Below are 26,422 nucleotides of genomic sequence, written 5' to 3'. Positions count from 1 at the left end.
AAGAAATAGAATATACATGAAACGAAATATTGCAATACTTGGCTCTACCGGCTCTATAGGAACACAGGCTCTTGATGTGATCAGGGAACACAAAGACGAGTTTGAGATATATGCACTTACAGCCAATAATAATGCAGATTTACTAATCGCGCAGGCTCGGGAGTTTATGCCCGAGGTAGTAGTGATTGCCAATGAGGGAAAGTATGCGTATGTAAAAGATGCTTTATCAGATCTTCCTCTAAAGGTTTGGTGTGGATGTGATGCTATCGCACAAGTGGTGGAGAGCGAACCTATCAATATGGTTTTGACAGCTATGGTGGGTTATTCGGGCTTGAAACCTACGATAAATGCAATCAAAGCAAAAAAGGCGATTGCGCTTGCCAACAAAGAGACTCTCGTTGTAGCCGGAGAATTAATAACAAATCTGGCTATCGAAAATAAAGTACCTATTCTCCCTGTCGATTCGGAGCATTCGGCGATATTTCAGTGCTTGAATGGGGAGAATTCTCAAATAGAAAAAATATTATTAACCGCTTCGGGTGGGCCATTTCGTAAACATTCGAAAGAGCAGCTGCAAAGCGTTACTAAAAAAGAAGCCCTAAAGCATCCCAACTGGGATATGGGTGCAAAGGTAACTATCGATTCAGCCTCGTTGATGAACAAAGGCTTGGAGATGATAGAAGCCAAATGGCTATTCGGTGTCGAACCCGACCAGATTGAAGTAGTGGTGCATCCCCAATCAATCATCCATTCTATGGTGCAGTTCGAAGATGCGTCTATTATCGCTCAGCTGGGCTTGCCGGATATGCATCTTCCGATACAATATGCACTTGCTTATCCCAAACGTTTAAAATCGAATTTTGAAAGGCTTGATTTCTTTAAGCTGCAAACAATGACTTTCGAAAAACCCGACACAGACAGATTCCGTAATCTGGCTTTTGCTTTTGAGGCGGCAAGGCTCAAAGGAAATATGGCATGTATAATGAATGCTGCGAATGAGATCGCTGTTGAGGCATTTTTACACGACAAAGTCGGCTTTTTGGAAATGAGCGACGTGATAGAAAAAACAATGCAGAAGGTATGCTTTGTAGATACACCAACGTATGACGACTATGTGCAGACAGACACAGAGGCTCGCTATATAGCAAAAGAGTTTATCAAATAACACTATAATAATTTTTAATGGAAACTATTTTAATTAAGGCGTTACAACTAATATTAAGTTTATCTATACTTGTTGTTATACACGAGTTCGGGCACTTTCTTTTTGCCCGCCTTTTCAAAATAAGAGTCGAAAAGTTCTATCTTTTCTTCAATCCATGGTTCTCGCTGTTTAAATTTAAACCCAAAAACAGCGATACAGAGTATGGTATCGGTTGGTTGCCCCTAGGTGGCTATGTGAAGATATCGGGAATGATAGATGAGTCTATGGATAAGGAACAGATGGCGCAACCTGCACAGCCTTGGGAATTTCGTTCCAAACCCGCATGGCAGAGACTATTGGTGATGGTTGGCGGAGTGCTGTTTAACTTTATATTAGCAATAATCATATATGGAATAATTCTGTTTTCGTGGGGAGACTCTTACATCCCTGTAAAATCGGTGAAAAATGGTATGACATTTTCTCAGACGGCAAAAGAATTGGGTGGATACCAAGAACGTGATATCATTCTTAGCATAGATGGCAAGGATATGAACAACCGCAGTGGCGTCTTGAACATGAATACCTTTATGCAATTCCTTGATGCGAAGCAGGTTGTTGTAGAACGCGAAGGCAAACAGGTGACTTTGACCATGCCCGAAAAATTTGCAGAAAATGTTATTGGTGCTGAAGACTTGCAACCGCCATATTATTATTGGACATCAACACGTCTGGATACAGTGTCCGATGCCGCTAAAGCGGCCGGTTTACAAAAAGGAGATAGTATTCTTTCTGTAAACGGAAATAATGTGACATCTTGGATGCAGCTTTCTGGAGAAATCTCTAAAAAAGAAAATAAAGGAAAACATATAGCAATCACTTATATGCGAGACTCACTAACCGCAACAGTGAAAGTCTTGGTAAACGATGAAAATAAAATAGGGATAGGTGGTGTAAGTCCTATATACGAAGTTAAAACAGATAAGTTTAGTTTCTTGAAAGCGATACCATCAGGTGCGGTTCTTGGTCTGGAAACGCTGAAAGGCTACGTAGCTCAGATGCGTTTTGTGTTTTCTTCTAAAGGAGTACAAAATCTGAGTGGCTTTGCCGGAATTGGTAACCTTTTCCCACCTGCTTGGGACTGGCATGCTTTCTGGTCGATGACTGCGTTTCTATCTATCGTTCTTGCATTTATGAATATATTGCCTATTCCTGCTCTGGATGGCGGCCATATCATGTTCTTGTTGTACGAAGTCATTACAAGACGGCAACCGAACGAAAAGTTTATGGAAAGAGCCCAGATGGTAGGTATGATTTTCTTATTGCTCTTGCTTGTGGTGGCAAATGGAAATGATATAATCAGAATCTTTTTCAAGTAAAAAATATGACTATTACAGAATTAATCAATAAAAGTGATAAAACCGCTTTCTCTTTCGAAATTCTTCCTCCGTTGAAGGGGAACAATGTAGAGAAAGTATATAATATAATAGATAAGCTAATTGAGTTTGATCCTCAGTATATAAATATAACAACTCACCATAGCGAGTACCTCGATCAGCAAATGCCCGATGGTACAGTAAAAAGGGTGAATATACGCAAGCGTCCGGGTTCTGTGGCTATTGCGGCTTCTATTCAGCACAAATACAATGTGACAGCTGTTCCGCACATGATATGCAAAGGGTTCTCTCAGGAGGAAACTGAATATGCGCTTATCGATCTCAACTTCCTGCATGTGCAAAATTTGCTGTTGCTTAGAGGAGATACAAAACGACTTGCGCCAGAGCAGATATATCCTAACCGAAATGAATATGCGACAGATCTTCAGCTACAGGTGAATAACTTCAATGAAGGTATTGCGGCAGATGGAAGCTTATTCGAAAAAAATGCGACTCCTTTTTCTTATGGAATGGCATGCTACCCGGAGGTTCATGAAGATGCGGTCAGCGCAGAATCTGATATTTTCTATATGAAGCAAAAAGCAGACAATGGTGCAGAATATTTTGTAACTCAAATGTTTTTTGACAATCAGAAGTATTTCTCGTTTGTAGAGAAATGTAGAGAAGCCGGAATTACCCAGCCTATCATACCGGGTGTAAAGCCTATTGTTTTGATGAGCCAGCTGGAAGTATTACCAAGAATATTCCGTTCGAGCATACCCGAGGAGTTAGCCGTTGAACTAAGAAAGTGTAAGACCGATGACGACGCAAAAGAAGTTGGAATAGAGTGGGGTATTAAGCAGTCTAAGGAGCTTATTGAATATGGAGTTCCTAGTATACACTTTTATTCTTTGCTTGCAACGGAGAGTGTAAGACGTATTGCTAAAGAGATTTACTAGAATTTATCTCTATATAAGAGAGTTCTTATAAAAAAGGTAACAATAAAGTAACAACAAAATAGACGTTTATTCTGTCACTTTTGTCACCTTTTGAAAATAAATATTTGAATATTAATTTTTTATGTTTCTAAAGGTTTGTTACTTTTGATGTGTGACAGATAACTGAAAAAGAATGTTTTTTAAAGATATTGTAGGGCAGAGTGAAGTAAAAGAGAGGCTTGTTACATCGGCAAGGAAGGGGCTTATTCCCCATGCTCAGCTCTTTTGCGGACCTGAGGGAGTCGGTAAATTCCCTTTAGCGTTGGCTTACGCCCAATATCTTAACTGTGAAAATCCGACGGATAACGATTCGTGCGGAAAATGTGCAGCTTGTGTCAAATATGCTCATTTGACTCATCCCGATCTTCACTTTGTTTTCCCTATCGTAAAGAAAGCAGCGAAGAAAAAAGAGGTTTGTGATGATTATATAGCCGATTGGAGAGAATTTGTAAAGCAACACAACTATTATTTTAACCTTACCCAGTGGTTGGATCATATAGATGCCGAAAACTCTCAAGGGCTTATTTATGCGAAGGAAAGCGAGGAGATTCTGCGTAAGCTGAGCCTTCGTATATATGAAGCTAAATATAAGATAATGATTATCTGGCTTCCCGAAAAAATGCATGAGTCTTGTGCAAATAAGTTGCTGAAGATTATAGAAGAACCGACAGATAATACTATATTTCTGCTTGTATCCGATACGCCGGATAATATTATAACAACTATTCAGTCTCGTTGTCAGCGTATCAATGTGCATGGCGTAGCCGAAAGTGATATTGTGCAGGCTCTCGAATCTGAATATAATATCTTGCCTGATGATGCAACTACTGTTGCACATTTATCGAAAGGTAGTTACCTGAAGGCTGTGGAAACGATCAGCCTGAACGAAGAACATAAGTTTTTTTTCAATCTGTTTGTGCAGATGATGAGAGCTTCTTATGCTCGTAACATAAAGGAAATAAAAACCATCGGTAATGAATTGGCAGCAATAGGACGGGAGAATCAAAAAAGCTTCCTGATATATAGTCAGCGCATGGTTCGCGAATATTTTGTAAGTAACTTGCATCAGCCCGAAATTACCTATTTAGCTCAGGATGAGGCTAATTTCGGAATACGCTTTGCGCCGTTTATCAATGAACGTAATATTGTAGGTTTTATGGATGAACTGGCTCTGGCAGAAAGACATATAGAACAAAATGTAAACGCCAAGATGGTGTTTTTCGATCTTTGTCTGAAAATAACAATGCTGATTAAACAATAAATATAAACCCACAAAGCTAGAAAAGGGGCTTTGTCTTAATTAATTAAAATGAATAACAATGGATTCAAATCAAAATACATTTAATCCTGCCATGGACTGTCAGGGCACTTGCAAAACACCGATAGGGTGTACTTGTGCCAGGGCAAACCGAAAGGCACTTGTTACAGTCGCTATTAGCGAATCGCAGAAGCAGGCGGTAACTAAAACGTGTGGTTGTCAATCCGGTGGAGGTTGCGGCTGTCAGTCGGGAGGCGGCTGTGGTTGCCAATCGGGAGGCGGTTGTCAGTCTAAAAAAGGCGGATGTTGCAGCGGTACTAACAAATTGGAAGTTTACAATTGGCTTGAAGATCTTCCGGAGATACCGGGCGAATCGCAGATGGTTGAGGTTCAATTTAAAAATACACGTAAAGGCTATTATCTCAACAGTAATAATATAGAACTATTCAGAGGAGATATCGTTGCTGTAGAAGCCACACCGGGACACGATATTGGAGAAGTAACGCTTACAGGAAAATTGGTCAAACTTCAAATGCTAAAGAATAACTATCGTGGAGAGACTAAGCGCATTTATCGTATAGCTAAACAAAATGATATTGAGAAATGGGAAGACGCTAAATCGAAAGAGCATAAAACGATGCTTCGTTCGAGAGAGATAGCCGAAGAACTTAATCTTGCTATGAAGATCAGTGATGTCGAATATCAAGGAGATGGGAACAAGGCTATTTTTTATTATATAGCGGACGAGCGTGTCGACTTTCGTCAGTTGATAAAAGTATATGCTTCCGAGTTTCGTGTGAAAATAGAAATGAAGCAGATCGGAGCACGTCAGGAAGCCGGTCGAGTTGGTGGTATTGGTCCTTGTGGGCGAGAACTTTGTTGTTCCAGCTCTATGTCTAACTTTATATCCGTTTCTACATCTGCCGCTCGATTGCAAGATATTCCGCTAAATCCTCAGAAATTGGCGGGGCAATGTGGTAAACTCAAATGTTGTCTCAATTTTGAAGTAGACACTTACGTGGAGGCCCAACGAAAATTGCCATCACGCGAAGTAATCCTTGAGACAAAAGATTCGTCTTATTATCATTTCAAGACGGACATACTTTCGGGGACAATGACCTATTCCACAGATAAGAATTTTGCGGCGAACCTCATCTCTTTACCTAAAGACAGGGTTTTTGATGTGATAAGGATGAATAAGAGAGGAGACAGACCTCTGCATCTGGCTATGGAATCTCAAGAGCAAACCGAGAAACCGACCTCACATGATATATTGCAAGAAAATATCAATCGCTTTGATGATAATGGAAATGGCAATAACCGTAATAATAAGAAAAAGAAGTTTGTAAAAAACAATAAAGGGGAAAATCCTAAACTGGGAAATGTGCAGCCGGCCAATAATCAGCCGAATAGTAAGCCTCAAATAAATAAAGTTCAGGGAGGAAATAATAATAGGTCGCAACAACAAGCTGAAGCCAATTCTCAGGGTAATCCCAATCCGAATCAAAATTCGAATCCGAACCCGAATCGGAATAAAAATAAAAACAGACACAACAGAAACAGATCGAACCGCAATGGAAATTCGGAACAGAAGAAGCCTGAAGCATAAAGTTTTTTTTGCGTTATGTGGTATGTTGCTAACCCTTATAAATATCTCCTGTGACAAGCAGGAGATATATTATCATTTTCATGAACTGAAGGATGAGGCATGGGCACAAAACGATACGCTTGTGTTTGATATAGATTCTACGCTTTTTGAACTGAATAGGCCTTATGATCTTACAATAGAGGTTACCAATAGCGTGAGTTATCCTTATCAGAATATCTGGTTTTTTGTTCAGTCAAATATCGATGCTGACTCTGTATTTATTGATACATCTAAAGAATTTCTTCTGGCTGATAAACTTGGTAAATGGCAGGGATCAGGGTTTGGCACATTGTATCAATCTTCTCTCCCTTTCGGAGAAATTACCTTTAAGGAAAAACGAAACTATCGTATCAAGATAGAACACGGTATGCGAGATCAGACCTTGAGCGGTATAGAGAAAGTAGGCATTAAGATATCTAAGCCTTAATAATCAGAAGTCTAACTTCAACTGCTTGTCTGTTAAATTGAATGTTAGCCTGTGATAAGGTGTGACACCATGTTTGTCTATTGCCTCACGATGCTTTTTTGTTGGATATCCTTTATTGTGATCCCAATCATATAGCGGATACTCTCTGTGTAAATTGAGCATGTAGTCGTCCCTGTATGTTTTAGCTAATACCGATGCCGCAGCAATAGGCAATAGTTTGCCATCTCCTTTTACAACACACGTGTGTGGAATATCTTCGTATTTGCGGAAGCGATTACCGTCAATTAATAAATGTTGTGGACGTGTCTTTAGGTTTGCTACAGCTCGTTGCATAGCAAGAAACGAAGCATTCAGTATGTTGATCTCATCTATTTCCTTTTGATCCACAATGCCTATAGCCCAAGCCAGAGCCTGCTCTTCGATAAGTGGACGTAATGCATACCTTTCTTTTTCGGTCAGTTGTTTTGAGTCATTCAGCTTTTCACAGATAAATCCTTTGGGTAATATAACAGCCGCAGCAAATACAGCTCCCGCCAGACAGCCTCTTCCGGCTTCGTCACATCCTGCTTCTACTAGGTCGGGATATAATGATAGTTCCAACATTTCTAAAACTTAATATATAGGTTATTATCTTCTGGTGGGAAATCCAACTCTATTTCATTCATATTGATTGGGATATCCGTTGCTTCAGATAGTTTTTCAAGAGACTCTTTTAAGCATTTGTCAACCTTTTCGTCTCCATAAGCATGTTTGATAAATATCTGTCCTATTATATCGGCAAAGAGACTCGATGTTTCTTCCGAAAGATTATATCCTAGTTTGTTGATCTTACTTTTAGCAAGGGTGGTGGATAGTTTAAGCATTCGCTGTTTATCCTCTTCCGCCAGATTGGAGTTGCCGGGGATTGATGTCACATTTTCAGTTCTTATTTTCATACCGTTAGCATCCAGTTCCACAAAACGATAAGAGAATGGATAGGCTGATAAAGTACCGGTTTCTATATCATATATCACATTGCCTTTGTCGGAGGTAAAGGCTGTAATGTCATTTGAATGAAAGTGCCCGGTAAAGATAGCTTTTACACCATTGTCTGCAAACAGGTTTGCTAATCTTTGATAATCGTCTACAAGGTAGTCTTTAAAGAATGAAGACTGATACATGATATGCTCCGCAAAGCCCCAGTGCATCATGCCTATTACTTGTTTATTCTTTTGTTTGGCTTCTCTTAAAATCTCGAGTATCCATCTTTCTGTATCGGGAGAGGTTTTTCCGGCTGTTATGCTGTTAGTTGTATACTCTTTATATCTGGCTGCGTCTATGGCGAGAAGCCATGTTTGATCATCGAGAGAAGCGACATAACTTAATGAATTATCATCTCTTGTCAGCGCATTGCTATAGCCACAATCTTTGTAGATCGACGCAAAGTCATCGGGAGAAATGTTTGCTACAGGTAACTTTTTGTCTCCCTTATATTCCGAAGCATTTGGCATATTAATATCATGGTTGCCGGGAATAACATATATTTTGATTCCTTTATCTTGTAGCGGTTTTAGCTTTTTCAGGAAGTCGAGATGGCTTAATCTTTCACCATCTTTGGTGATGTCGCCGCAAATAAGCAGTACTTGTATATCACTGTTAAGATACTCATCTAGCACCTTATCGAGAATCTGTGGTACATACTTGATATTTTTACCACTGGAAGCTATATAATCATTTAAGGCTTGTCCTTCTTCCATCAATTGTTCCGACAGATAGTGGGTATCTGTAATTACTCCGATTCTTAACGGCTCTTTGGCAATAGAACAGGATGAAATAAAAAGAAGCACATAAAATAATAGATATTTCACTGTAATTTCGTTTGATATAGACAAAAGTAAAGTATTTATTCTAGTTATTATTCCTATTTTTGTAGATGCATAATTAAATAATGTTACAATGTACAAGAACAAAGCCCTTCTTTTTTCTATACTAACAATTACTATAATTTTATTATCATCTTGCGGTTCTCAGAAACAACGTGTGAAATTCTCCGATATATCCCATCCCAAAAGGGAGTTTAGGGGCGCATGGTTGAGCACTGCTTGGCAATCGAGATATAAGACTATGAATTCATCTCAGATGAAAGCATACTTTACAAGTATATTAGACCAAATGCAGGCGGACGGCATCAACGCTGTTATATTTCAGGCTCGTCCGTATGCCGATGCTTTTTACAAATCAGATCTTGAACCTTGGAGTGCTTTCCTTACAGGGATACAAGGGAAAGCTCCCGATGGAGGCTTCGATCCTTTGGCCTTTCTTGTAGATGAGTGTCATAAGCGAAATATGGAATTGCACGCCTGGTTGAATCCTTACCGTGTATCGTCGGGAACCAGCGATGTGTTTTCCAAAAATCATATTTATCATAAATATCCTGAACGTTTTGTGAAATATGACAATAAGATATATTTTGATCCGGGTATTCCTGCCAACCGACAATTTATTTGTGATGTCGTTAAAGATATAGTCATGCGCTATGAGGTAGATGCTATACACATGGACGATTATTTCTACCCTTATCCTGTTGCAGGGCAATCTTTCCCTGATGATAACAGCTTCAATACATACGGTAGGCAGCAAGGCTTCTCTCAGAATCAGCGAGCAGACTGGCGTCGCAACAATGTCAATCTGTTGATACAAGATGTGAAGCATACCATACAGACTACAAAGCCATGGGTGAGATTTGGTATCAGCCCTTTTGGAATATATAGGAATAAGAGAAGTACACCTGATGGCTCGGGAAGTAATACGAGTGGATTACAAAACTATGACGACTTGTATGCTGACGTTAAGCTATGGGTTAAAAACGGGTGGATAGATTATAATATGCCTCAAATATATTGGGAGATAGGACATACTGCTGCAGACTATAAGACACTGATAGAATGGTGGGCGAATAATAATTTCGGACAACCTCTCTATATTGGTCAGGATATAAAGAGAACAATGGATGCTACAACTCAGCCTTCGGGAGACAATCAGTTGGCGGAGAAAATGCTTCTGTCTCGCAGTTTTACCACAGTGCATGGAAATTGTTTCTGGCCTGCTTATGAACTATTGGACAACTATAAGGGAATAGCTAGTCGTTTGCAATCTAATTATCACAAATATCCCGCTCTTATTCCTGCATATACGCATATGTACAAGAAGCAGCCCAAAAAGGTGAGTAACTTGAAAGAGTCTTTTACTGCAACTACTCATACATTGCAATGGGATGCAAAGTCTGATAAATATGATCCGGAGACAGCTCAATATTATGTTGTTTATCGTTTTGCAAAAGGAGAAAAGGAAAACCTGGAGAATGCTCAGAATATTGTTTCTATCACAAGGCAGAAAAGTATAGTGCTCCCTTATGAAGGAGGAGCTAAAGAATATAAATATGTTGTAACGGCTGTAGATGCTTTCCATAACGAGTCGAAAGGAAAATCTAAGAAGTTGAAATTATAAAGGATGATAAAAAGAGAGTTTAAAATGATCGCCAAAACAATGGCGGGACTAGAAGATGTGTTGGCCGAAGAATTAATAGGCTTAGGTGCAAACAATCTTGAGATAGGCAAGCGTATGGTTTCCTTCGAAGGTGACCTTGCTTTAATGTATAAGGCTAACATACAGTGCCGGACTGCTCTCCGTATACTTCGTCCTGTCTATGAATTTAAAGCAAAGACGACTGATGATATATACAAGAAGGTAAAAGCCATGAACTGGTTTGAACATCTTACAGAGGATAGTACTTTTGCTATAGATGCCATAACCTTTTCGGACTACTTTACACACTCTAAGTTTGTTGCATATCGCGTAAAGGATGCTATTGCCGACTATTTTATGCAGAGGACGGAGAAACGTCCTTCGGTGAATGTAGAAAACCCCGACTTGTTAATTAACTTTCATATAGCTCATGATAAGTGTACCCTTTCTTTCGATAGTTCGGGAGAGTCTTTACACAAAAGAGGTTACCGTGTTGCTCAAACAGAAGCTCCTTTGAACGAGGTGCTGGCTGCGGGTATGATACTTAAAACAGGCTGGCGCGGAGGGTCTGACTTTATAGATCCGATGTGTGGTTCGGGTACTTTGCTGATAGAGGCTGCGATGATAGCCATGAATGTGCCGCCAGGAATCTATCGTCAGAATTTTGCTTTTGAGAAGTGGAAAAACTTTAATGCAGACTTGTTTGAAACGATATATAACGATGATTCCGGAGAGCGGGAGTTTAAGTATAAAATATATGGTTCGGATATCTCATCCGAGGCTATTGCTATTGCTGCGAAGAATGTAAAGAATGCCGGATTAGATAAAAGTATTGATCTGAAAGTGATGCCTTTTGAAAGCTATACAGAGGCTCCATCCGAGAATGCTATTTTGGTTACCAATCCTCCTTATGGAGAAAGAATAAAGCCCGAAGATTTGTTCGGCTTGTATGAAAATATAGGTGAACGGTTGAAGCATGTATTTATGGGCTATTCGGCATGGATACTCAGCTATAAGAAAGAGTGTTTTGACAAAATAGGATTGAAGCCTTCTAAGAAAATCCAACTGGTAAATGGCTCTTTACAATGTGAGTTCCGTAAATATGATATATTTGCAGGAAAGAAGTATCCGAAGAAAGAAGATTAACTTAATATAGAAATATTATGAAAGCATTACTCGGTCTATTTGGTTTGATACTTGCGTTTAGTTTTCAATCTTGTTATTCTGGTCGTCCGTTAGTAGAAGCCCCTTCTCAGAATAATAAGACGTATGAGGTGTCATATCTGTTCGAACATGATGGATGTAAAGTCTATCGTTTCTATGACAGAGGAAATTGTGTCTATTTTACAAACTGTAAAGGTAATATTACGGCTATAAATACCGACTCAACAAAGAATACGGTTCAAACTGTTATTGATGCAGATTTGACTTTAAAGTAATTTACAGGCTATCTATCTTTAAACTTGATATGGGTATGCTGATATTATCTTCAATACCCATCATTGCGTTTATTAAGTACAGTTTTCTATAGTCTTCAATATCCTCGATCCGAATTACCTTTTCTTTAATAACTCTTTCTTTTAAAAGGGCTTGTCTTTTTGTGCCCGGTAGCAGGTATGTAGAAGGCGTAAATAAACCTTTATCACTTTCGAATACTACATTCGTGAATGACGTATCGGTCACAAATCCATTTTTGACAATAAGTATATCATCACAATTTTCTTTCTGTGCTATCAATTTCTCAAATGCTGTTCTATCTGCATACTTGAAAGAGTAATCGATCGACTTATCATGAATGATTTTCAAACTGTTTATTTCTCTGAATATATAATGAGAATATTCTATCTCCAGATTCTCAAGAGAGTATACAATACGGCATTTTACAAATCCTTCACGGAATTCTAAAGGAATATTTTCATCCTTCAAACTAAATGGAATAGTAGAACCGAAAAAAGATTGTAACGTAGAGTTCATTCTTGCTATATGTGCAGGAAGATTGAAAATTCTACCATTACAAATTTTTATTACTTCAGAGAATGATTGCTTCATACAATTGGTAGATAAATTTTTTCTAAAACTTCTTTATACTCCTCCTCACAATCGCTATAGGCTGTGATACCACCTCCACTTCGAAAATAATATTGGCTGTCGTCATTTTCTATATAACGTATTATAACAGCCGAATCTAATTCGTTTCCATCATAATATCCGCATACTCCTGTATAATAGCCTCGGGGTTCTTTTTCTGCATCTTGTATAATTCTTCTTGTCGCCTCTTTCGGTGCACCCGAAATAGACCCAGCAGGAAGCATTCCAAAGATAATATCTCCATAATTAAGATAATTCTCTTCGCGTAGCGTCCCTGTTATCTCTGAGCTGACCTGTAATATATCGTTTTTATTTGTTCTGATACGATCGATATATCTGAATCTGTTTACTCTTACATTATCAGCTATGATGCTAAGATCGTTACGCAGAAGGTCTACTATTGTATTATGCTCAGCTGTTTCTTTATAGTCATTTAGTATAATCTGTTTGGCATCAGGGATGTTTGCATCTATAGTTCCTTTCATGGGATTGGTTGAGATTGTCTTCCCCACTATTTTAACGAAACGTTCGGGCGAAAAACATACAAACTTATTTGGATATAGCACTTTGTAGGAAGCATTACTTTGAAAGAAAATATCTTCAAGAGTAAGATTAAAAGAAACAGGTGTTTTTATTGTCAGGTTGGTCAAATAAGAATATCCTTCTTTTAAGCCTTTATGTACAATATCAAATTTCTTTTTGTACTCGGAATAGGGGATAGGGATGTAATTGAATGAAGATACTTTTTTTATAACCTCTTGTTCAGGAGCATTCCCTTTTCCGCAGAACTGAAATAAAACATCAGTTTGTAGCAAAGGATTATCGATAAATAAACCTTCTGTTTGTTCAAAGTTAATAGCAAAGAAGAACGGCTTCCCTCCCCTGCCATATATATTCATTTTATGTCTTATCTCATTTATAACTGTCGTTGTCATAGAACAGGTTTTGATGAAAAAGTAACAAAAGTAACAATTTTTACCCTGTTTTTATCTGTCACTTTCTCTGTATCCAGATTATAAACCCTTTCTATATAGATAAAGTTTTGTAGTTTTTGTGATTTTAAAAACCGAATACCCCCGTGTCATTACTATCCTCTTTCTTCGGACATTTTAAATAAATGTATTTATCTTCTATTTTGAGGATATTTTCTTTTGGGATTCTTTCTATTAGCTTTGCCATATTTTTATCATCAGTCGGATAAATGATTACAGTATTACTTTTCGAGGCGAGCCATATATCGGAGAAAGATATGCCTTCTATCCATTTCAGAAGTGATGGTTGAGCATTTGATATAGACAGATTTCCTTTTAAGTATTTTATAGACGATGAATAAGGAATCTCTTTAGTCATTTCTAACGGTAACGCTATTCTTTTCATATTGAGCGTATCCACGTACAGATACAAGAGTTCATCGGCATTCCTTTTAGCTTTGTTCGAGCCCGACTGAAAAACGATTGAAACATATTTATTCCCAATTGCTGCTTGATATTGGTATGCGGATAGGCAATTGAAAAAACGGAGGGTGTCAGCTCTCATGCATTTAAATGTATGTAAGGAATATATACCAAAAGCATTTTCGGGAGACGACATTTCATAAATATCTATTGTATATTTCTCATCCTTGTATTTTATATCTCTCGTTGTTAGTTTTTCGAATCCATATTCGAGGTATAAGTCGGAACCTCCATTCATAAAACCATAGAGACCTGTCCCTACAAAAGTACGTTCCTTTTCAATCGTGATATCCGACAACGACTGCCCTACTGCAAAAAGTGGGAGTAATGATAAAAGCGTTAAGAAAAAGTATTTCATCTAGGCTAGATTTACTTCTGTTAGGTCTATTTTATTTCTGTTTGCCACCCCGAGCTTTATTTCTTCTGCCAGATGCATGAATTTGAGAGCAGCCGGTTTATCTTCCGATTGGATGCCTTCTTCTATCCTTTTTGCTATCACAATGTCATGTCCTATACGGTCAACGGCGACAGGATCCGTTCCCACCAGAATCGTATTGTAATTGCATATAAATTGAGGATTCGCTGCAGGTCCTCCTTCGAAACAACCTATCAACCCGTCCACAATATTCAAAACAACTTTGTCCCGTAGTGGCGGGAAGGCACATACATAGGCAGAAGTTTCGTGCCACAAATCCTTGTGGAGCCTTGCGGTATTTGAAATAGAACCGAACGCAAGGTTCTTCATACAAAGTGTAACTGATGATCCTGCATTTTTCAATACAGGCAGATTGATGATTTTTGTTACCTTTTGAGTACAGATCTTTGTAAAATAAGAATATTTTCCTCCATTTACCATGAAAGGCATTGTATAAGCGTCATACTCACCTTCTACATCAGCATAGAAATAATGATCTTTATCGATACGCTCTTCGCTGTATAGTTTTCCTTCGCTATTATAGTAGCTGCCCGAAGCATCTTCACACTCAGTACCGGTGATGGTTATGCCCGGATAATTTTCTTCTGTATAGCCTGTTTCATGCAGTTGCATTTCGCGCCTGTCCCATATTACCATATTGCTACGGGGGATGCCTGCATCTTCCAGTTGTTTTATAACGGCTTGTGTAACGGCATGCGAAGTCGTCAATAGTTTTCCGGCTACAGGATTAACCTTTAGTCCTATTACGTCATCTTTGCCGACAAATTGTAGCCAAGCCTTGTTGAGATCACTTTCTCCTGTAAGTTTCAGTATCGATTCTTTAAGCATCTCAAAAACGGTTTCTTCCGAAGGTTTACCATCAGTAACAGCCAAACTATGATTGACTCTGACTACTTTACCCGGATATTTCCCCGGCATAGAAGATTCGGTTCTAGAGATAGATAACGCATCCTTTATATTTGTCTCAGGCTTTATATCTGTTGAGGTGAGAGTTGGAGCAGCTTTAAGGATAGGAGAAACTGTTGCACCCAGACCACCAATAACTAATGACTTAAAGAATTTACGTCTTTCCATAGTGCGAAGGTTAAATTAACTGATTATCAAAAGTAAATAAATAATTTGATATCCAATAATAGTCTAAAAACAAAAACAAGAAAGGTGAATTTCCTTTCTTGTTTCTGTTTTATTTTAGTCGTTATCTTTATCCTTCTCCTTTTTTTTCTTTCCCGAGAAGATCGATTTTAGTTTCTTTATTACAAACCGCCATATTATTGGCTGCACAATTTCCCATATTACGGGGTAATAAGCGGTTAATCCGCTAAGCAGACCGCTTGAAGTTGAAGTTTCGTCTTGTCGTTTTTTACTTTTGGATGGTCCTCCAAAACCAAATACGCTCAGTACAGAGTTTATTGTACTTTGAAAAATCAATGAACCTGCATTGTCTGAAAGATACGCCCAATGTTCGGATAGACGTTCTTCACCTTCCTTGCATTCAAGCCTTACTAATTCTTTTTCTTGACGCAGTTCTTCTAATGGTGTCAATCTACTCTTCATCATTTGTATCTATTTTACGCATAAATCTTATAGTATTCTGTAATATCGATTGTTGTATCTTTTTCCGAAAAAGAACTACAAGCAATAAAACAAATAATGAAAACAGAGTCATGATTCCAAAGCCTACAGCCAAGCTATTGAATAATTCTCCAAGAAAAAAAGCCATACCAATAAGCCCGAAGAATAAAATAACAGCTACAATAGCTATTATTATTAAGCCATATCCCAGACCGGAGGCAGATAAACCTATCTTCTCAAAACTATCCAGTTTAAACAAACGGATACGTCTGTTGATATAGCTTAATAAATCTAATTTAATTTCTTCAATTAAGATTCCTAAGCTTTTTTCTTCTTCGGAGTTATTCAACATCGTCTCTTAATTCTTCCAGTTTATGTTTGCCTCTGCCAGCTGCGTTTCTTACATTTCCTTTTACTTTGTCTACCAGGCTGTTTATATCTTTCAGCCATTCTTCCTTTTTGTCAGAAGCAGCAACATAGCCAACAGCTGCACCTAGCGCAGCACCTATAGCCAAGAACAATAAGTTCGAACCTGTTTTATTCATAATTATTTATTTTATAAATTAATTCTACATTAATATAATAACGTGTGAGAGTATCAATAAATTTCATCAACTCAACACTTTATTATAAATTGGATTGATCACTAAATAATACGGGCTAAACCGCTAATAATCTTCTTGCTTTCCCTAAAAGGACAGCTAATATAGCTATTTTTTGAAATATCGAAAATATTTTTCAGTAAAAATAACTATTAGCCCTATTCTTATATCGCTTCGCCGAATAGTGTAGCCGAAGTATTCCCTGTTACTTTTACGGTAACAAAGTCTCCTATACGATGGTTTCCTTTGTCAAAAATAACAACTTTGTTTTGGGATGTTCGTCCAAAAAGCTGTTCCCTCGACCGTTTAGAGAATCCTTCAACAAGTACTTCAAATACTTTGCCTACATCTCGCTTGTTGCTTTCAAGAGAGCATTCGTTTTGCAAATCTATAATTTCCTGTAAACGTTTTATTTTAACATCTTCAGGTATATCGTCTTCTAATTTTTTTGAAGCGTATGTTCCCGGACGTTCCGAATACTTGAACATAAATGCCGAGTCGAAACATACCTCACGCATCAGTGATAGAGTCTCTTGCTGATCTTCTTCCGTTTCGGAGTGAAACCCGCACATGATATCAGTAGATATGCCACATCCCGGTATGATGCGTTTAATCGCTTCGATACGGTTCAGATACCACTCTCTATCATATTTTCTCTTCATCACGTTTAGCATCTTGCTACTTCCCGATTGTACAGGTAGATGGATAAACTTACACAGGTTATCATATTTTGCGATTACCTCCAGAGTTTCATCTGTCATATCTGTCGGATAAGAAGTCGTAAATCGGATACGCATTTTGGGTGCAGCCTTCGCTGTCATTTCCAATAGTGCGGGGAAATCTACAATGCTGCCGTCTTCGTTTGTAAAGCGGTATGAGTTGACATTCTGTCCCAACAATGTGGCTTCCTTAAATCCTTTGTCTCGCAGATTTTCCAATTCGTTAAGGATACTCTGTGGCGAACGGCTTCGTTCACGACCTCTTGTATAAGGCACTATACAATACGAACATACCTTGTCGCATCCACGCATGATGGATATAAAGCCCGAAATGTGGTTTCCTCCAATACGTAGAGGGATCACATCTTTATACGTTTCGGTTTTGGATAGTTGAACATTGATTGCTTTGTTGCCATTTTCGGCAGCTCCTACCAGGTTAGGCAGGTCGAGGTAGGCATCGGGGCCTACTACAACATCTACATGATGCTTGTCGTGTAGCTCTTCTTTCACTCGTTCGGCCATACAACCCAGAACACCAATAATCATATTTGGCTTCTTCTTTCTCTTGAGGGCGTTGAAGTAGTCGAGACGTTGAATAACTCTTTGCTCGGCGTTGTCACGTATCGAGCATGTATTTACAAAAACAGCATCAGCTTCTTCCAGCTTATCTGTCATGATATAACCATCCATTTGCATTACGGATGCAACAACCTCGCTGTCTGCTACATTCATTTGACAGCCGTAGGTTTCGATGAACAGTTTCTTGTCTTCGGTTGAAATCGTGGATTTAAAGTCCAGTCCTTTCTCGTTGTTCATAGAAATATATTTTAGTATGTAATTAAGCTTCGATGATTTAGTTTCAAAGCATCTTTGGCTGGCAAAAATACGAAGAAAAATGGAATTGTTTATTTGTTTTGTGCTTTTTAAGGGAATGTCTAAAGAATGGTCGTTAAATATTTGAATGTTTTTTAATCAATCCATGATTATCTTTATCTTTGTCCGTTGACCTAAAAACTCTTTTATCTAAAATATATTTTATGAAAAGGAACCTATTTTTATTCCAATTATTACTTCTCGCATTTGTAATGAATGCTCAACCTAAGAAAGATTTTAAAACAGTACGTATCACCTACCAGACAAGTATGAATGGTAAAGCCTACGAAGGATCAAATACCATCGTAGAGATATGCGGAACTGATGTGCAAATAAGTCGTAAATATGCCGAAGTGCAAGAGGGTACTCCGGTACAATACACCTATCTTGATTATGCAACAAATGAAGAAACGAAAACCGCAAAGTTGGCAAATGGAAATGAGTTTTATACAACCCGATCATTTATATTAAATGATAAACTGGAATTTTTGCCCGAAACAGAAACTATTGCGGGTTACCTCTGTAAAAAGGCGAAAACTGTTATTAATTCTAATACGATAGAAATATGGTATACAACTCAATTAGGAGTCAAAGGATCTATGCAACCCGGTGTTGGTTTGCCTGATGGAGTTGTGCTAAAGGTGGTAAGAAACGGACAATACGAAGAAAAGGCAACAAAGATTGATTTACTAAAAGAGATAGTGAATGTAAAACCTGTACTTAAAGGGGATAAATTAACAGCTCCTGCCTATAATTACCGTATACAGCAAAGCCAGGTTATTGTAGCCGACGTGTTTAATAATCAGAGTATATACTTTAGGGATATTCCTAAGCCGGAGCAGTTGAACGATACAGAAATAATGCAATTTGCCAATGGTTCTATCGTTCTGAAAAAAGTAAAACTTCCTGCCGATAATAGTAGCTATTCTATTTTTGCTGAGCTAGCCCAACACTCTGAAGGGGATGCTTATGACCGTACAGGAAGCGTCTTTATCGTGCCTACCGATAAGAAGCAATCATTTATGGATGGATTGCTAAAAGGAAGAGAGGCATTACCTCAGTATACTGATAAACATGGAAAATCGTATGAGGGAATGGTTGCTACAGAAGATTATTTGCCGCCTCTAGAGTTGATGCGTTTTTATACTTCATTCGGAGTAAAAGGATATAACCATATTGAGGTAGCTGAATATAACTGGCCAGACTCTGTGGTGTTTAAGCAAGAAATTACAGACTATGCCAAGTATCTGAAAAATGAAGTGTGGGTAGGTGCATGGATCGGAAACTATGCGAAAAACGGACACAATGTTTCTTTAAAGATTAAGTATTATCCGAATGATAAGCGGGCAGAGAAAGAAGTATATCCTCTGTTTACAACTACAAATATTATGGAGATGGCAGGACAGGCTTATCCTGACGGATTGTTCCGCAACGATTCTCTGACTGTGAACTTCAAAACAGATGTAGACCTCAAAGATGCTTATATCCGCTATATATCTACAGGCCATGGTGGCTGGGGTGGAGGAGACGAATTTAATCCGAAGCTTAACGAGATGTTTATGGATGGCTCTCGCTTAATCGCTTATACCCCTTGGCGCGAAGATTGCGGTAGCTATAGAGAGTTGAATCCGGCTTCGGGTAATTTCGCAAATGGTTTGTCTTCATCCGACCTGAGTCGTTCAGGTTGGTGTCCGGGTACAGTGAGTTATCCTGTGTTTATACACATTGGGGATGTAAAGGCAGGTGAACACCAACTGAAGGTGGCTATACCCGTGGGAGACCCTGAAGGTAGTGCTCTTAGCTATTGGTGTATCTCAGGAGTGTTAGTGGGCGATAAGAAATAAGACTATAATATTTTCGGAGCTCTGTGACTTTTATGTTTTTGGTGCGACTAATATAAAAAGAATATAAACCATACTATAGAATATGTATTATCTCGAAGCCCACGATGTGGTGAAACAATATGGTAGTCATAGAGCTCTCGATGGCGTAAGCGTACAAGTGCCAAAAGGTTGCATCTATGGATTGCTGGGGCCTAATGGTGCAGGCAAATCTTCGCTAATCCGCATAATAAATAGAATAACTGCTCCCGATGAAGGACAAGTCTTTATAAATGGAAGGGTGTCGGTAGCCGATGATGTTTTTAATATTGGTTATTTGCCCGAAGAAAGAGGCTTGTACAAGAAAATGAAAGTTGGAGAGCATATTATTTTTCTGGCACAATTGAGAGGCCTCTCGAAAGAAGACGCAGTACAAAAAACTCAATATTGGCTAAAGAAGTTTGATATACTATCCTGGCAAGGAAAGAAAGTGGAGGAGCTGTCAAAAGGTATGCAGCAAAAGATACAATTTATTGCTACCGTCATACATGAGCCCGATTTGTATATCCTTGATGAGCCTTTCAGCGGATTTGATCCTGTGAATACAGAATTGTTAAAGAAAGAGCTGTTAGATCTGAAAGCAAAAGGCAAAACAATAATTCTTTCGACTCATAATATGGAATCGGTGGAGGAATTGTGTGACGAAATATCTCTGATAAATAAATCTAGGGTTGTATTGAATGGGAATGTCAAAGAAATACGCGCAAGATACAGAAAGCATATTTTCAAACTTCAGGTCGTAGGAGAAACTTTTGATCTGGAATCTTCTCACTTTTCGATATTATCGCAATCAACGGACAGTAATATTACGGAATTACTCATTCAGCGTAATGATGAGGCTTCCAACTCAGAGTTGATACAAGAGATAGCCAAACGCTATGAAGTGATGACTTTTGAAGAAGTATTGCCTTCGATGAATGATATTTTTATACAAATCGTATCAGAGACAAAACAATGAGAGGATTAAAGCTAATTATACATAGGGAATTTACCTCGAGGGTAAAAACCAAAGCGTTTATCTTGACAACGTTGCTAACCCCATTCTTATTCTTGGGAGTGTCTACTATTCCTGGGTTGCTGATGATGTTGAGTAGCAATGATGACATAAACAAAGTGTATGTAATCGATCATACAGGTTCTTATTTTAGTTTGTTTCAGTCGTCGAAGAACTATGAGTTTGTGAAATTATCGGATAGCGATAGCAAGCCGAGTGATAAGCAGACAGCCATATTAGAGATATCCGAAGATCTGAGTGTAAACCCAAACGCAGCAACTTTCTATTCCGAAAAGCAGCAGCCTCCTCGTGAATTGACTGTTTATATCAACAACATACTTACGGATGCTGTTAGAAATAAAAAGATAGACGATTTTACCCAAAGAAGTAATATCGAACCACAACTTGTTACAGATCTGCAACAAATATTGAAGTCGAAAGATCATATTAATGTTTCCACTATCCGTCTCGACGAAGCCGGACAGAAGACTGATACACTTGGTCAGGCGGCATCTTTTGTAGGGATGGGACTTACGCTGTGTATGTTCTTTTTTATCATGATGTATGGGCAAATGGTGGTGCAAAGTGTTGTAGAAGAGAAAACAAACCGTATCATTGAGGTGATCATTTCATCCGTTAGACCTTTAGATCTGATGATGGGTAAAATAGTCGGAGTTGGATTAGTTGGTTTGCTACAATTGGTTATCTGGCTTGTTATAGGAGGCGGCGCACTTGTTGCTATGCAAATATTCCTCGGGACAAGTGTAGATACTACTGCTACAATGGAGGCTCAACAGGCAATAAGTGCAATGACACAGAATAACTCGGAGATTACTTCTGCTGTTAATAGTATATTGGGCGTCAACTGGCTACAGGTCGGAATCTGCCTTATATTATATTTTGTGGGAGGGTATCTTCTTTTCTCCTCTTTGTATGCCATGTTTGGGTCTGCTGCTAACGATTCGCAAGAGGCTCAGCAGTTGATGATGCCATTGACTATTATATTATTATTAGCCTTTTATACAGGTATTGCAGCATCTCAGAATCCTGAAGGCGCAATGGCCTTTTGGTGTTCGATCATACCATTTACCGCGCCTGTCGTGATGATGGTACGCGCTCCGTTCGAAATATCTATATGGGAGTTGGTCTTGTCGGTTGTTGTGTTGTATGTAACCGCCATATTGATGGTTAAGTTGGCTGCAAAGGTCTATCGTGTCGGTATTCTTATGTATGGTAAGAAAGTAACCTTTGCCGAAATGTTTAAATGGTTGAGATATAAGTAATTTAAGATAAGTTTAGTGAAGCAATCCTGTCATATTTATTTTGGCAGGATTGTTTTTTATTATTGTTAATACTTTCCTTAAGCTGTTTTTCCCAAGATATAACAAAGCAAAAGCCGGACAAGAATCGCCCTTTATTTAGAATAAAATAAAAATACAGTAAGTCTATAAGCCGGGTTCTGTACTCTTCAAGAAGAGTGCTTGCCATTTATCTACGCCTGATGTCACCAACAGACTCTAGCGACCTACCCCCCGGCATCGGACGAGCAGCCCTACATGCGCCGGTATACATGGTCTTACAACTCGCAAGTGGTACGGCTCTGTATATTGCTATACAGACCGGTGAGCTCTTACCTCACCTTTTCACCCTTACCCCTGATAGGGGCGGTTGTTCTCTGTTACCTTAACTCTGCCCTCGCGAACAGCTTCCCATTAAGAAATACGATGCTCTGTGTTGCCCGGACTTTCCTCTTTCTGCCTTGCGGCAGCCAGCGGCAAACCGACCTACTGCAATTTGATGCAAAGATAGTTCATTTTCTTGGAATATATCTTACTACTGTAAGTTTGGATTTATTCGTTGCTTTGTTTAGTTCTCTTATCCTTATACATTTCATTGAACTTAGGACGAATTAGTAGACGTAGCGAAACATCATAATTCAGATAACTCCATACCCAGTCGATGAATACAGAAACCTTATTTCTCATTCCCACAATAGAAAGGATATGTACCAGCAACCACAACCACCAGGCAACCCAGCCTCCAAAGCGGAGTTTCCCTAGGTCAGCAACAGCCGCATTACGTCCAATGGTAGCCAATGAGCCTTTGTCAACATATACAAATTTATCCCAATTGTCCGATTCTCCCTTATTGATATTTTTGGCTAGTTGCTTTGCCATCTGTAGGGCTACTTGGGCTACCTGAGGATGACCGATCGGGTAACTTTCGGATGCTTGTAAAGAGGTATCGCCAATTGAGAAAATATCTTTATAGCCATTTACCTGATTGTATTCGTTTACAACCAAACGTCCTCGGTTGTATGCCGTTTCGTCAAGGCCGGCTAAGCTATTTGGCTTAACCCCTGCCACCCAAAATACATTACGTGAACGTATTTGAGTGCCGTCAGCAATATTCACATAAGGGCTTTCTACCGATTTTACCGATTTCTCCTGATAAACGATAACACCTCTGTCTAGTAATGTTTTTAATGCTGTTTCGGATGCTTGTTCCGACATGCCTGCCAATAGGCGGGAACCTGCATTCACCAAGTGGATTTCCATTTTAGTAAAGTCTATTTCCGGGTAGTCTCTTGGTAAAACAGTTCTTCTCATGTCGGCCAATGCTCCGGCTAATTCAACTCCTGTTGCACCTCCTCCGACGATAACAAAAGTCAACAGTTCTTTCCGTTTTTCTTCGTCTGTTGTGATCAAAGATTCTTCGAAGCTTAGTAGTATCCTGTTTCTCATCAAGAGTGATTCGGATACAGATTTTAGAGAGAATGTGTTTTCTATTAGATCTGTATTTCCGAAATAATTTGTATCACATCCTGTGGCGATAACCAATAAGTCGTATGTAATGATGCCGATATTTGTTTCAATCTTCTTATCAGATGTATTCACACTTAAAGCCTCACACATTCTGAAATGAAAGTCTTTGTTTTTCTGAAAGTTCTTTCTATATGGATAAGATATCGAACTCGGTTCTAATCCCCCGATAGCTACCTGATAGAATAGAGGTTGAAACTGATAGTAATTGTTCTTGTCTATCAGTACTACCTGATATTGATTCTTATCCGCTCTTTTTGCAAGTTCGAGTCCGGCAAAGCCTCCTCCGATAATAACCAATCGTTTCTTCTTTCCGGAGTCGGGCAAGTTTGCTTTTATAATCATATTATAGATATATTTAAATTAAAAAACCATCTTACTGATAAGAGTTGATCAGTAAGGTGGTTTTATTTATATATAAAGATAAATTTAATTATCTTTCTTAATTTCCTATTTTGGCTTTAGCTTTCGCTTCCTTTTTTGATTCCCACTTAGCCTTAGCTACTTCGTAAACACCCGGAAGGATAGATACGACAACAATAATAATGACTACCTTGTCGAGATTTTTTTCTACCCATTCGTTACTTCCTATAATAGCACCTAAAGCACAAAAGATAACCACCCATGCTATACCTCCTATAACATTGTAAGAGAAGAAATGTTTATAGCTCATTTTGCCCATACCTGCAACAAAAGGAGCGAAGGTGCGAACAATAGGCACAAAGCGGGCAAGTATGATGGTTTTGCCTCCATGCTTTTCGTAAAACTTGTTTGTTTTTTCAAGATATTCTTGCTTGAATATCTTCGACTTGGGATTGCTGAAGAGCTTTTCTCCAAAGAGACGGCCTATCGAATAATTTACTGCATCTCCTATAACAGCTGCTACAATCAGTATACCGACAAGGTAATAGATATGTAGCGGATTGTCGGGGCGTACAGCGATAGCTCCCGCTAAAAACAATAAAGAGTCACCCGGTAAAAATGGTGTTACAACCAAACCTGTTTCGCAGAAAATGATCAAAAACAAAATGGCATATACCCATAAGCCATATTCAGTTACCAGCATGTCTAATGTTCCGCCTGTATCTCTTAACAGGTTAAGAAAGAAGTTCCAAACTTCGTGTAAGAATTCCATTTTAATGTTGTGTTACTTAATTTTTATGGTAATACGAGAAATGATGAGATTCGCACCTCATCATTTCCCATTAAATTTTTCACTGAACCAACAAGCCGGCTGCGACTTCATCTCTCTTTGCCTTTCCTGCCAATTGTTCAACAAGGCTTAGCGCAAAATCGATAGTCAGTCCGGGACCTCTTCCGGTAGTTATATTTCCATCTATTACAACAGCTTTTTCTGTTTGCAATGTAGCTCCTTTCAGGTATTGTTCATATCCGGGATAGGCTGTTGCGCTCTTCCCTTCCAAAAGACCTAAGCCTCCTAATACCATCGGTGAAGCGCATATTGCAGCAACCTTTTCACCTTTGTTGGCAAAAGCGAGTAGTTCTTTTTTCAAGCCCTCGTGTTCGTTGAATTTTGTTGTACCTCCGGGCAAAACAAGCATTTCTGCTTTAGAGAAGTCAACCTCGTCGAACATCAGATCGGCTATTACAGGTATTTGATGACTGGCAACCACTTGTTTGCTATCAGTCAACGAAACTGTTTTCACATCCAAACCTCCACGGCGAAGAACATCGACTGTGCCAAGAGCTTCAATCTCTTCAAATCCTGTGGTCAGAAATAAAAATATAGTTTTCATATCCATTTAATTTAAATTAAACTTATATGTGATTGTTCCTTTTTGATTGGTGACAGATGACACTGTATTGAACTTTGTCCTTTTTGCTGCTCTTAGAGCTTCGTTCCGTAGATTTGTGTTTGGCGTATTTGTACCTTTTCCGATAGTGGCTTCTACTACATCACCTTTAGCATTTACCAATATATCGACAACAACAGTACCGTAATCATCTACCGAATAGTTCGGTTTGATTAGTCCGCCACTGCCAAGGCTGCGTCCTCCAAGATCGAACGATCCCCAGCCGCCAACTCCTGACGTTTTACCATAACTGGCATTTCCTGTTGGTACACCTTGTGTGCCTGTTCCTTCAGTATTGCCTCTGCTGCCACTGCCTGTTCTATTGCCAAACAGTCCCGCCATTTGGTTGTTGATCTGTCCTTTCTTAGCCGCTTCTTGTTGTGCTACACGGTCAGCTTCAGCTTTCTTCCGCCTTTCGTCTGCTTCTTGCTGTTTCTTTTCTTCAGCTTTTTTCTTAGCTTCTTTTATAGCTACTGTTTCTTCCAGATTTTGAGTAACAGGAGCTTCCTTTGTGTTCGATACAGCCGGTTTTGTTTTGGTTGCAGTATTCTCTACCATCGGGATAGGATCTTCAACCACATTGGGTGAAGTGGCTTCTTCAGCACCAACGTCTCCATTGCCTCTGCCAAAGGGCTCATCGTCTCCAAATGCATCGGGTACGTTGCCAAACATAACAGGAACTCCTCCCAAATCTTCGGCAGTTCTTGCCATTGGTGTCAAATCGAGGGTATAAAAAATAAGAGCTAAGATAATTAGCAAGTGAAATCCGATTGTTGCACCTAGACCTATTATTTTATCCTTCTGAGCTTCCATTTT

The 26,422-nt window shown here is 38.9% G+C and carries 25 protein-coding genes, 1 other RNA gene and 1 pseudogene; 12 read left to right on the top strand and 15 right to left on the bottom strand.

Going from position 1 to position 26,422, the window contains the following annotated elements; all coding sequences use genetic code 11:
• Positions 1–16 precede the first annotated feature (16 nt).
• From BGO84_RS09705 to BGO84_RS09680, 6 genes are all read left to right on the top strand, one after another.
• Positions 17–1,165, top strand: a complete 1,149-nt coding sequence (locus BGO84_RS09705) for a 1-deoxy-D-xylulose-5-phosphate reductoisomerase (RefSeq protein ID WP_291028962.1) — start codon at positions 17–19, stop codon at positions 1,163–1,165.
• Between the two features lie 17 nt (positions 1,166–1,182).
• On the top strand, positions 1,183–2,520 hold the full coding sequence (gene rseP / locus BGO84_RS09700) for an RIP metalloprotease RseP (protein ID WP_291028961.1): 1,338 nt from the start codon (positions 1,183–1,185) through the stop codon (positions 2,518–2,520).
• A 5-nt stretch (positions 2,521–2,525) separates the two neighbouring features.
• Complete coding sequence (locus BGO84_RS09695) at positions 2,526–3,476, top strand: methylenetetrahydrofolate reductase (RefSeq protein ID WP_135103415.1); 951 nt, start codon at positions 2,526–2,528, stop codon at positions 3,474–3,476.
• Between the two features lie 172 nt (positions 3,477–3,648).
• The gene (gene holB, locus BGO84_RS09690) at positions 3,649–4,776 is read left to right on the top strand and encodes a DNA polymerase III subunit delta' (protein ID WP_291028960.1); all 1,128 of its coding nucleotides are present in this window, start codon (positions 3,649–3,651) and stop codon (positions 4,774–4,776) included.
• 58 nt (positions 4,777–4,834) lie between these two features.
• Positions 4,835–6,382: a regulatory iron-sulfur-containing complex subunit RicT gene (ricT, locus tag BGO84_RS09685; protein WP_291028959.1), complete on the top strand. Its 1,548-nt coding sequence runs from the start codon at positions 4,835–4,837 to the stop codon at positions 6,380–6,382.
• The gene (locus tag BGO84_RS09680; protein WP_291028958.1) at positions 6,348–6,848 is read left to right on the top strand and encodes a gliding motility lipoprotein GldH; all 501 of its coding nucleotides are present in this window, start codon (positions 6,348–6,350) and stop codon (positions 6,846–6,848) included. Before ricT ends, BGO84_RS09680 begins: the two co-directional genes overlap by 35 nt.
• 3 nt (positions 6,849–6,851) lie before the next feature.
• Here the strand turns inward: BGO84_RS09680 and BGO84_RS09675 are convergent, their stop codons facing one another.
• The gene (locus tag BGO84_RS09675; RefSeq protein ID WP_283686922.1) at positions 6,852–7,451 is read right to left on the bottom strand and encodes a ribonuclease HII; all 600 of its coding nucleotides are present in this window, start codon (positions 7,449–7,451) and stop codon (positions 6,852–6,854) included.
• A gap of 2 nt (positions 7,452–7,453) precedes the next feature.
• Complete coding sequence (locus BGO84_RS09670) at positions 7,454–8,695, bottom strand: metallophosphoesterase (RefSeq protein WP_291028957.1); 1,242 nt, start codon at positions 8,693–8,695, stop codon at positions 7,454–7,456.
• A gap of 88 nt (positions 8,696–8,783) precedes the next feature.
• Here BGO84_RS09670 and BGO84_RS09665 point away from each other — a divergent pair, with 88 nt between their 5' ends.
• The 3 genes and pseudogenes from BGO84_RS09665 to BGO84_RS09655 all read left to right on the top strand — a co-directional run bounded on the left by BGO84_RS09665 (position 8,784) and on the right by BGO84_RS09655 (position 11,791).
• Entirely contained in the window at positions 8,784–10,334 is a 1,551-nt protein-coding gene (locus BGO84_RS09665) for a family 10 glycosylhydrolase (protein WP_291028956.1), read from the top strand.
• A gap of 24 nt (positions 10,335–10,358) precedes the next feature.
• Positions 10,359–11,465 (top strand): annotated as a pseudogene (locus BGO84_RS09660) (THUMP domain-containing protein); the annotation flags it as partial.
• 50 nt (positions 11,466–11,515) lie between these two features.
• Complete coding sequence (locus tag BGO84_RS09655; RefSeq protein ID WP_283686918.1) at positions 11,516–11,791, top strand: DUF4884 domain-containing protein; 276 nt, start codon at positions 11,516–11,518, stop codon at positions 11,789–11,791.
• 1 nt (position 11,792) lies between these two features.
• Here BGO84_RS09655 and BGO84_RS09650 read toward each other — a convergent pair whose 3' ends face one another.
• From BGO84_RS09650 to miaB, 8 genes are all read right to left on the bottom strand, one after another.
• Positions 11,793–12,401, bottom strand: coding sequence for an aminotransferase class IV (locus BGO84_RS09650; protein ID WP_291028954.1), 609 nt, complete (start codon positions 12,399–12,401; stop codon positions 11,793–11,795).
• Positions 12,398–13,375 (bottom strand): aminodeoxychorismate synthase component I, encoded by a 978-nt coding sequence (locus BGO84_RS09645; RefSeq protein ID WP_291028953.1) that lies wholly within the window; start codon positions 13,373–13,375, stop codon positions 12,398–12,400. The genes BGO84_RS09650 and BGO84_RS09645 overlap by 4 nt, the downstream gene beginning before the upstream one ends.
• Positions 13,376–13,499: 124 nt before the next feature.
• Positions 13,500–14,252, bottom strand: coding sequence for a DUF6599 family protein (locus BGO84_RS09640; protein WP_291028952.1), 753 nt, complete (start codon positions 14,250–14,252; stop codon positions 13,500–13,502).
• Positions 14,253–15,404: a DUF362 domain-containing protein gene (locus BGO84_RS09635; RefSeq protein ID WP_283686914.1), complete on the bottom strand. Its 1,152-nt coding sequence runs from the start codon at positions 15,402–15,404 to the stop codon at positions 14,253–14,255.
• A 114-nt stretch (positions 15,405–15,518) separates the two neighbouring features.
• Complete coding sequence (locus tag BGO84_RS09630; protein ID WP_291028951.1) at positions 15,519–15,887, bottom strand: hypothetical protein; 369 nt, start codon at positions 15,885–15,887, stop codon at positions 15,519–15,521.
• Positions 15,874–16,254 carry a phage holin family protein gene (locus BGO84_RS09625; RefSeq protein WP_135103434.1) on the bottom strand — a complete coding sequence of 127 codons (381 nt, stop codon included), beginning with the start codon at positions 16,252–16,254 and terminating at the stop codon, positions 15,874–15,876. The genes BGO84_RS09630 and BGO84_RS09625 overlap by 14 nt, the downstream gene beginning before the upstream one ends.
• Positions 16,244–16,447 (bottom strand): hypothetical protein, encoded by a 204-nt coding sequence (locus BGO84_RS09620; protein ID WP_006844524.1) that lies wholly within the window; start codon positions 16,445–16,447, stop codon positions 16,244–16,246. The genes BGO84_RS09625 and BGO84_RS09620 overlap by 11 nt, the downstream gene beginning before the upstream one ends.
• Positions 16,448–16,668: 221 nt before the next feature.
• Positions 16,669–18,039, bottom strand: coding sequence for a tRNA (N6-isopentenyl adenosine(37)-C2)-methylthiotransferase MiaB (gene miaB / locus BGO84_RS09615; RefSeq protein ID WP_135103435.1), 1,371 nt, complete (start codon positions 18,037–18,039; stop codon positions 16,669–16,671).
• A gap of 221 nt (positions 18,040–18,260) precedes the next feature.
• Between miaB and BGO84_RS09610 the strand changes: the two genes are divergently transcribed.
• The 3 genes from BGO84_RS09610 (at position 18,261) to BGO84_RS09600 (ending at position 22,253) form a co-directional block, all read left to right on the top strand.
• Positions 18,261–19,940, top strand: a complete 1,680-nt coding sequence (locus BGO84_RS09610; RefSeq protein ID WP_291028950.1) for a PNGase F N-terminal domain-containing protein — start codon at positions 18,261–18,263, stop codon at positions 19,938–19,940.
• An 82-nt stretch (positions 19,941–20,022) separates the two neighbouring features.
• Positions 20,023–20,934, top strand: coding sequence for an ATP-binding cassette domain-containing protein (locus BGO84_RS09605; RefSeq protein WP_291028949.1), 912 nt, complete (start codon positions 20,023–20,025; stop codon positions 20,932–20,934).
• Positions 20,931–22,253 carry an ABC transporter permease gene (locus BGO84_RS09600; protein WP_291028948.1) on the top strand — a complete coding sequence of 441 codons (1,323 nt, stop codon included), beginning with the start codon at positions 20,931–20,933 and terminating at the stop codon, positions 22,251–22,253. The genes BGO84_RS09605 and BGO84_RS09600 overlap by 4 nt, the downstream gene beginning before the upstream one ends.
• Before the next feature lie 149 nt (positions 22,254–22,402).
• On the opposite strand, the gene rnpB is transcribed toward BGO84_RS09600, so the two are convergent.
• The 5 genes from rnpB to BGO84_RS09575 all read right to left on the bottom strand — a co-directional run bounded on the left by rnpB (position 22,403) and on the right by BGO84_RS09575 (position 26,419).
• An RNA gene (rnpB, locus tag BGO84_RS09595) (RNase P RNA component class A) lies at positions 22,403–22,761 on the bottom strand.
• 59 nt (positions 22,762–22,820) lie between these two features.
• Positions 22,821–24,137, bottom strand: a complete 1,317-nt coding sequence (locus BGO84_RS09590; RefSeq protein ID WP_291028947.1) for an NAD(P)/FAD-dependent oxidoreductase — start codon at positions 24,135–24,137, stop codon at positions 22,821–22,823.
• 97 nt (positions 24,138–24,234) lie between these two features.
• Complete coding sequence (locus BGO84_RS09585; protein WP_135103443.1) at positions 24,235–24,927, bottom strand: DedA family protein; 693 nt, start codon at positions 24,925–24,927, stop codon at positions 24,235–24,237.
• A 79-nt stretch (positions 24,928–25,006) separates the two neighbouring features.
• Positions 25,007–25,549 carry a DJ-1 family glyoxalase III gene (locus tag BGO84_RS09580; protein WP_291028946.1) on the bottom strand — a complete coding sequence of 181 codons (543 nt, stop codon included), beginning with the start codon at positions 25,547–25,549 and terminating at the stop codon, positions 25,007–25,009.
• Between the two features lie 6 nt (positions 25,550–25,555).
• Positions 25,556–26,419 (bottom strand): energy transducer TonB, encoded by an 864-nt coding sequence (locus BGO84_RS09575; protein WP_291028945.1) that lies wholly within the window; start codon positions 26,417–26,419, stop codon positions 25,556–25,558.
• Between the last annotated feature and the right edge of the window lie 3 nt (positions 26,420–26,422).

Source organism: Dysgonomonas sp. 37-18, from assembly GCF_001899125.1.
Taxonomy (GTDB): domain Bacteria; phylum Bacteroidota; class Bacteroidia; order Bacteroidales; family Dysgonomonadaceae; genus Dysgonomonas.
The sequence above is the reverse complement of the archived record's forward strand: the minus strand, read 5'-3'. Positions and strand labels throughout refer to the sequence as shown.

What these genes read in the sequence shown, in the direction of transcription:
- BGO84_RS09705 (WP_291028962.1), top strand. Translation starts at nt 17, where the DNA reads ATGAAACGAAATATTGCAATACTTGGCTCTACCGGCTCTATAGGAACA.
- rseP (WP_291028961.1), top strand. Translation starts at nt 1,183, where the DNA reads ATGGAAACTATTTTAATTAAGGCGTTACAACTAATATTAAGTTTATCT.
- BGO84_RS09695 (WP_135103415.1), top strand. Translation starts at nt 2,526, where the DNA reads ATGACTATTACAGAATTAATCAATAAAAGTGATAAAACCGCTTTCTCT.
- holB (WP_291028960.1), top strand. Translation starts at nt 3,649, where the DNA reads ATGTTTTTTAAAGATATTGTAGGGCAGAGTGAAGTAAAAGAGAGGCTT.
- ricT (WP_291028959.1), top strand. Translation starts at nt 4,835, where the DNA reads ATGGATTCAAATCAAAATACATTTAATCCTGCCATGGACTGTCAGGGC.
- BGO84_RS09680 (WP_291028958.1), top strand. Translation starts at nt 6,348, where the DNA reads ATGGAAATTCGGAACAGAAGAAGCCTGAAGCATAAAGTTTTTTTTGCG.
- BGO84_RS09675 (WP_283686922.1), bottom strand. Translation starts at nt 7,451, where the DNA reads ATGTTGGAACTATCATTATATCCCGACCTAGTAGAAGCAGGATGTGAC.
- BGO84_RS09665 (WP_291028956.1), top strand. Translation starts at nt 8,784, where the DNA reads ATGTACAAGAACAAAGCCCTTCTTTTTTCTATACTAACAATTACTATA.
- BGO84_RS09655 (WP_283686918.1), top strand. Translation starts at nt 11,516, where the DNA reads ATGAAAGCATTACTCGGTCTATTTGGTTTGATACTTGCGTTTAGTTTT.
- BGO84_RS09650 (WP_291028954.1), bottom strand. Translation starts at nt 12,401, where the DNA reads ATGAAGCAATCATTCTCTGAAGTAATAAAAATTTGTAATGGTAGAATT.
- BGO84_RS09645 (WP_291028953.1), bottom strand. Translation starts at nt 13,375, where the DNA reads ATGACAACGACAGTTATAAATGAGATAAGACATAAAATGAATATATAT.
- BGO84_RS09640 (WP_291028952.1), bottom strand. Translation starts at nt 14,252, where the DNA reads ATGAAATACTTTTTCTTAACGCTTTTATCATTACTCCCACTTTTTGCA.
- BGO84_RS09635 (WP_283686914.1), bottom strand. Translation starts at nt 15,404, where the DNA reads ATGGAAAGACGTAAATTCTTTAAGTCATTAGTTATTGGTGGTCTGGGT.
- BGO84_RS09630 (WP_291028951.1), bottom strand. Translation starts at nt 15,887, where the DNA reads ATGATGAAGAGTAGATTGACACCATTAGAAGAACTGCGTCAAGAAAAA.
- BGO84_RS09625 (WP_135103434.1), bottom strand. Translation starts at nt 16,254, where the DNA reads ATGTTGAATAACTCCGAAGAAGAAAAAAGCTTAGGAATCTTAATTGAA.
- BGO84_RS09620 (WP_006844524.1), bottom strand. Translation starts at nt 16,447, where the DNA reads ATGAATAAAACAGGTTCGAACTTATTGTTCTTGGCTATAGGTGCTGCG.
- miaB (WP_135103435.1), bottom strand. Translation starts at nt 18,039, where the DNA reads ATGAACAACGAGAAAGGACTGGACTTTAAATCCACGATTTCAACCGAA.
- BGO84_RS09610 (WP_291028950.1), top strand. Translation starts at nt 18,261, where the DNA reads ATGAAAAGGAACCTATTTTTATTCCAATTATTACTTCTCGCATTTGTA.
- BGO84_RS09605 (WP_291028949.1), top strand. Translation starts at nt 20,023, where the DNA reads ATGTATTATCTCGAAGCCCACGATGTGGTGAAACAATATGGTAGTCAT.
- BGO84_RS09600 (WP_291028948.1), top strand. Translation starts at nt 20,931, where the DNA reads ATGAGAGGATTAAAGCTAATTATACATAGGGAATTTACCTCGAGGGTA.
- BGO84_RS09590 (WP_291028947.1), bottom strand. Translation starts at nt 24,137, where the DNA reads ATGATTATAAAAGCAAACTTGCCCGACTCCGGAAAGAAGAAACGATTG.
- BGO84_RS09585 (WP_135103443.1), bottom strand. Translation starts at nt 24,927, where the DNA reads ATGGAATTCTTACACGAAGTTTGGAACTTCTTTCTTAACCTGTTAAGA.
- BGO84_RS09580 (WP_291028946.1), bottom strand. Translation starts at nt 25,549, where the DNA reads ATGAAAACTATATTTTTATTTCTGACCACAGGATTTGAAGAGATTGAA.
- BGO84_RS09575 (WP_291028945.1), bottom strand. Translation starts at nt 26,419, where the DNA reads ATGGAAGCTCAGAAGGATAAAATAATAGGTCTAGGTGCAACAATCGGA.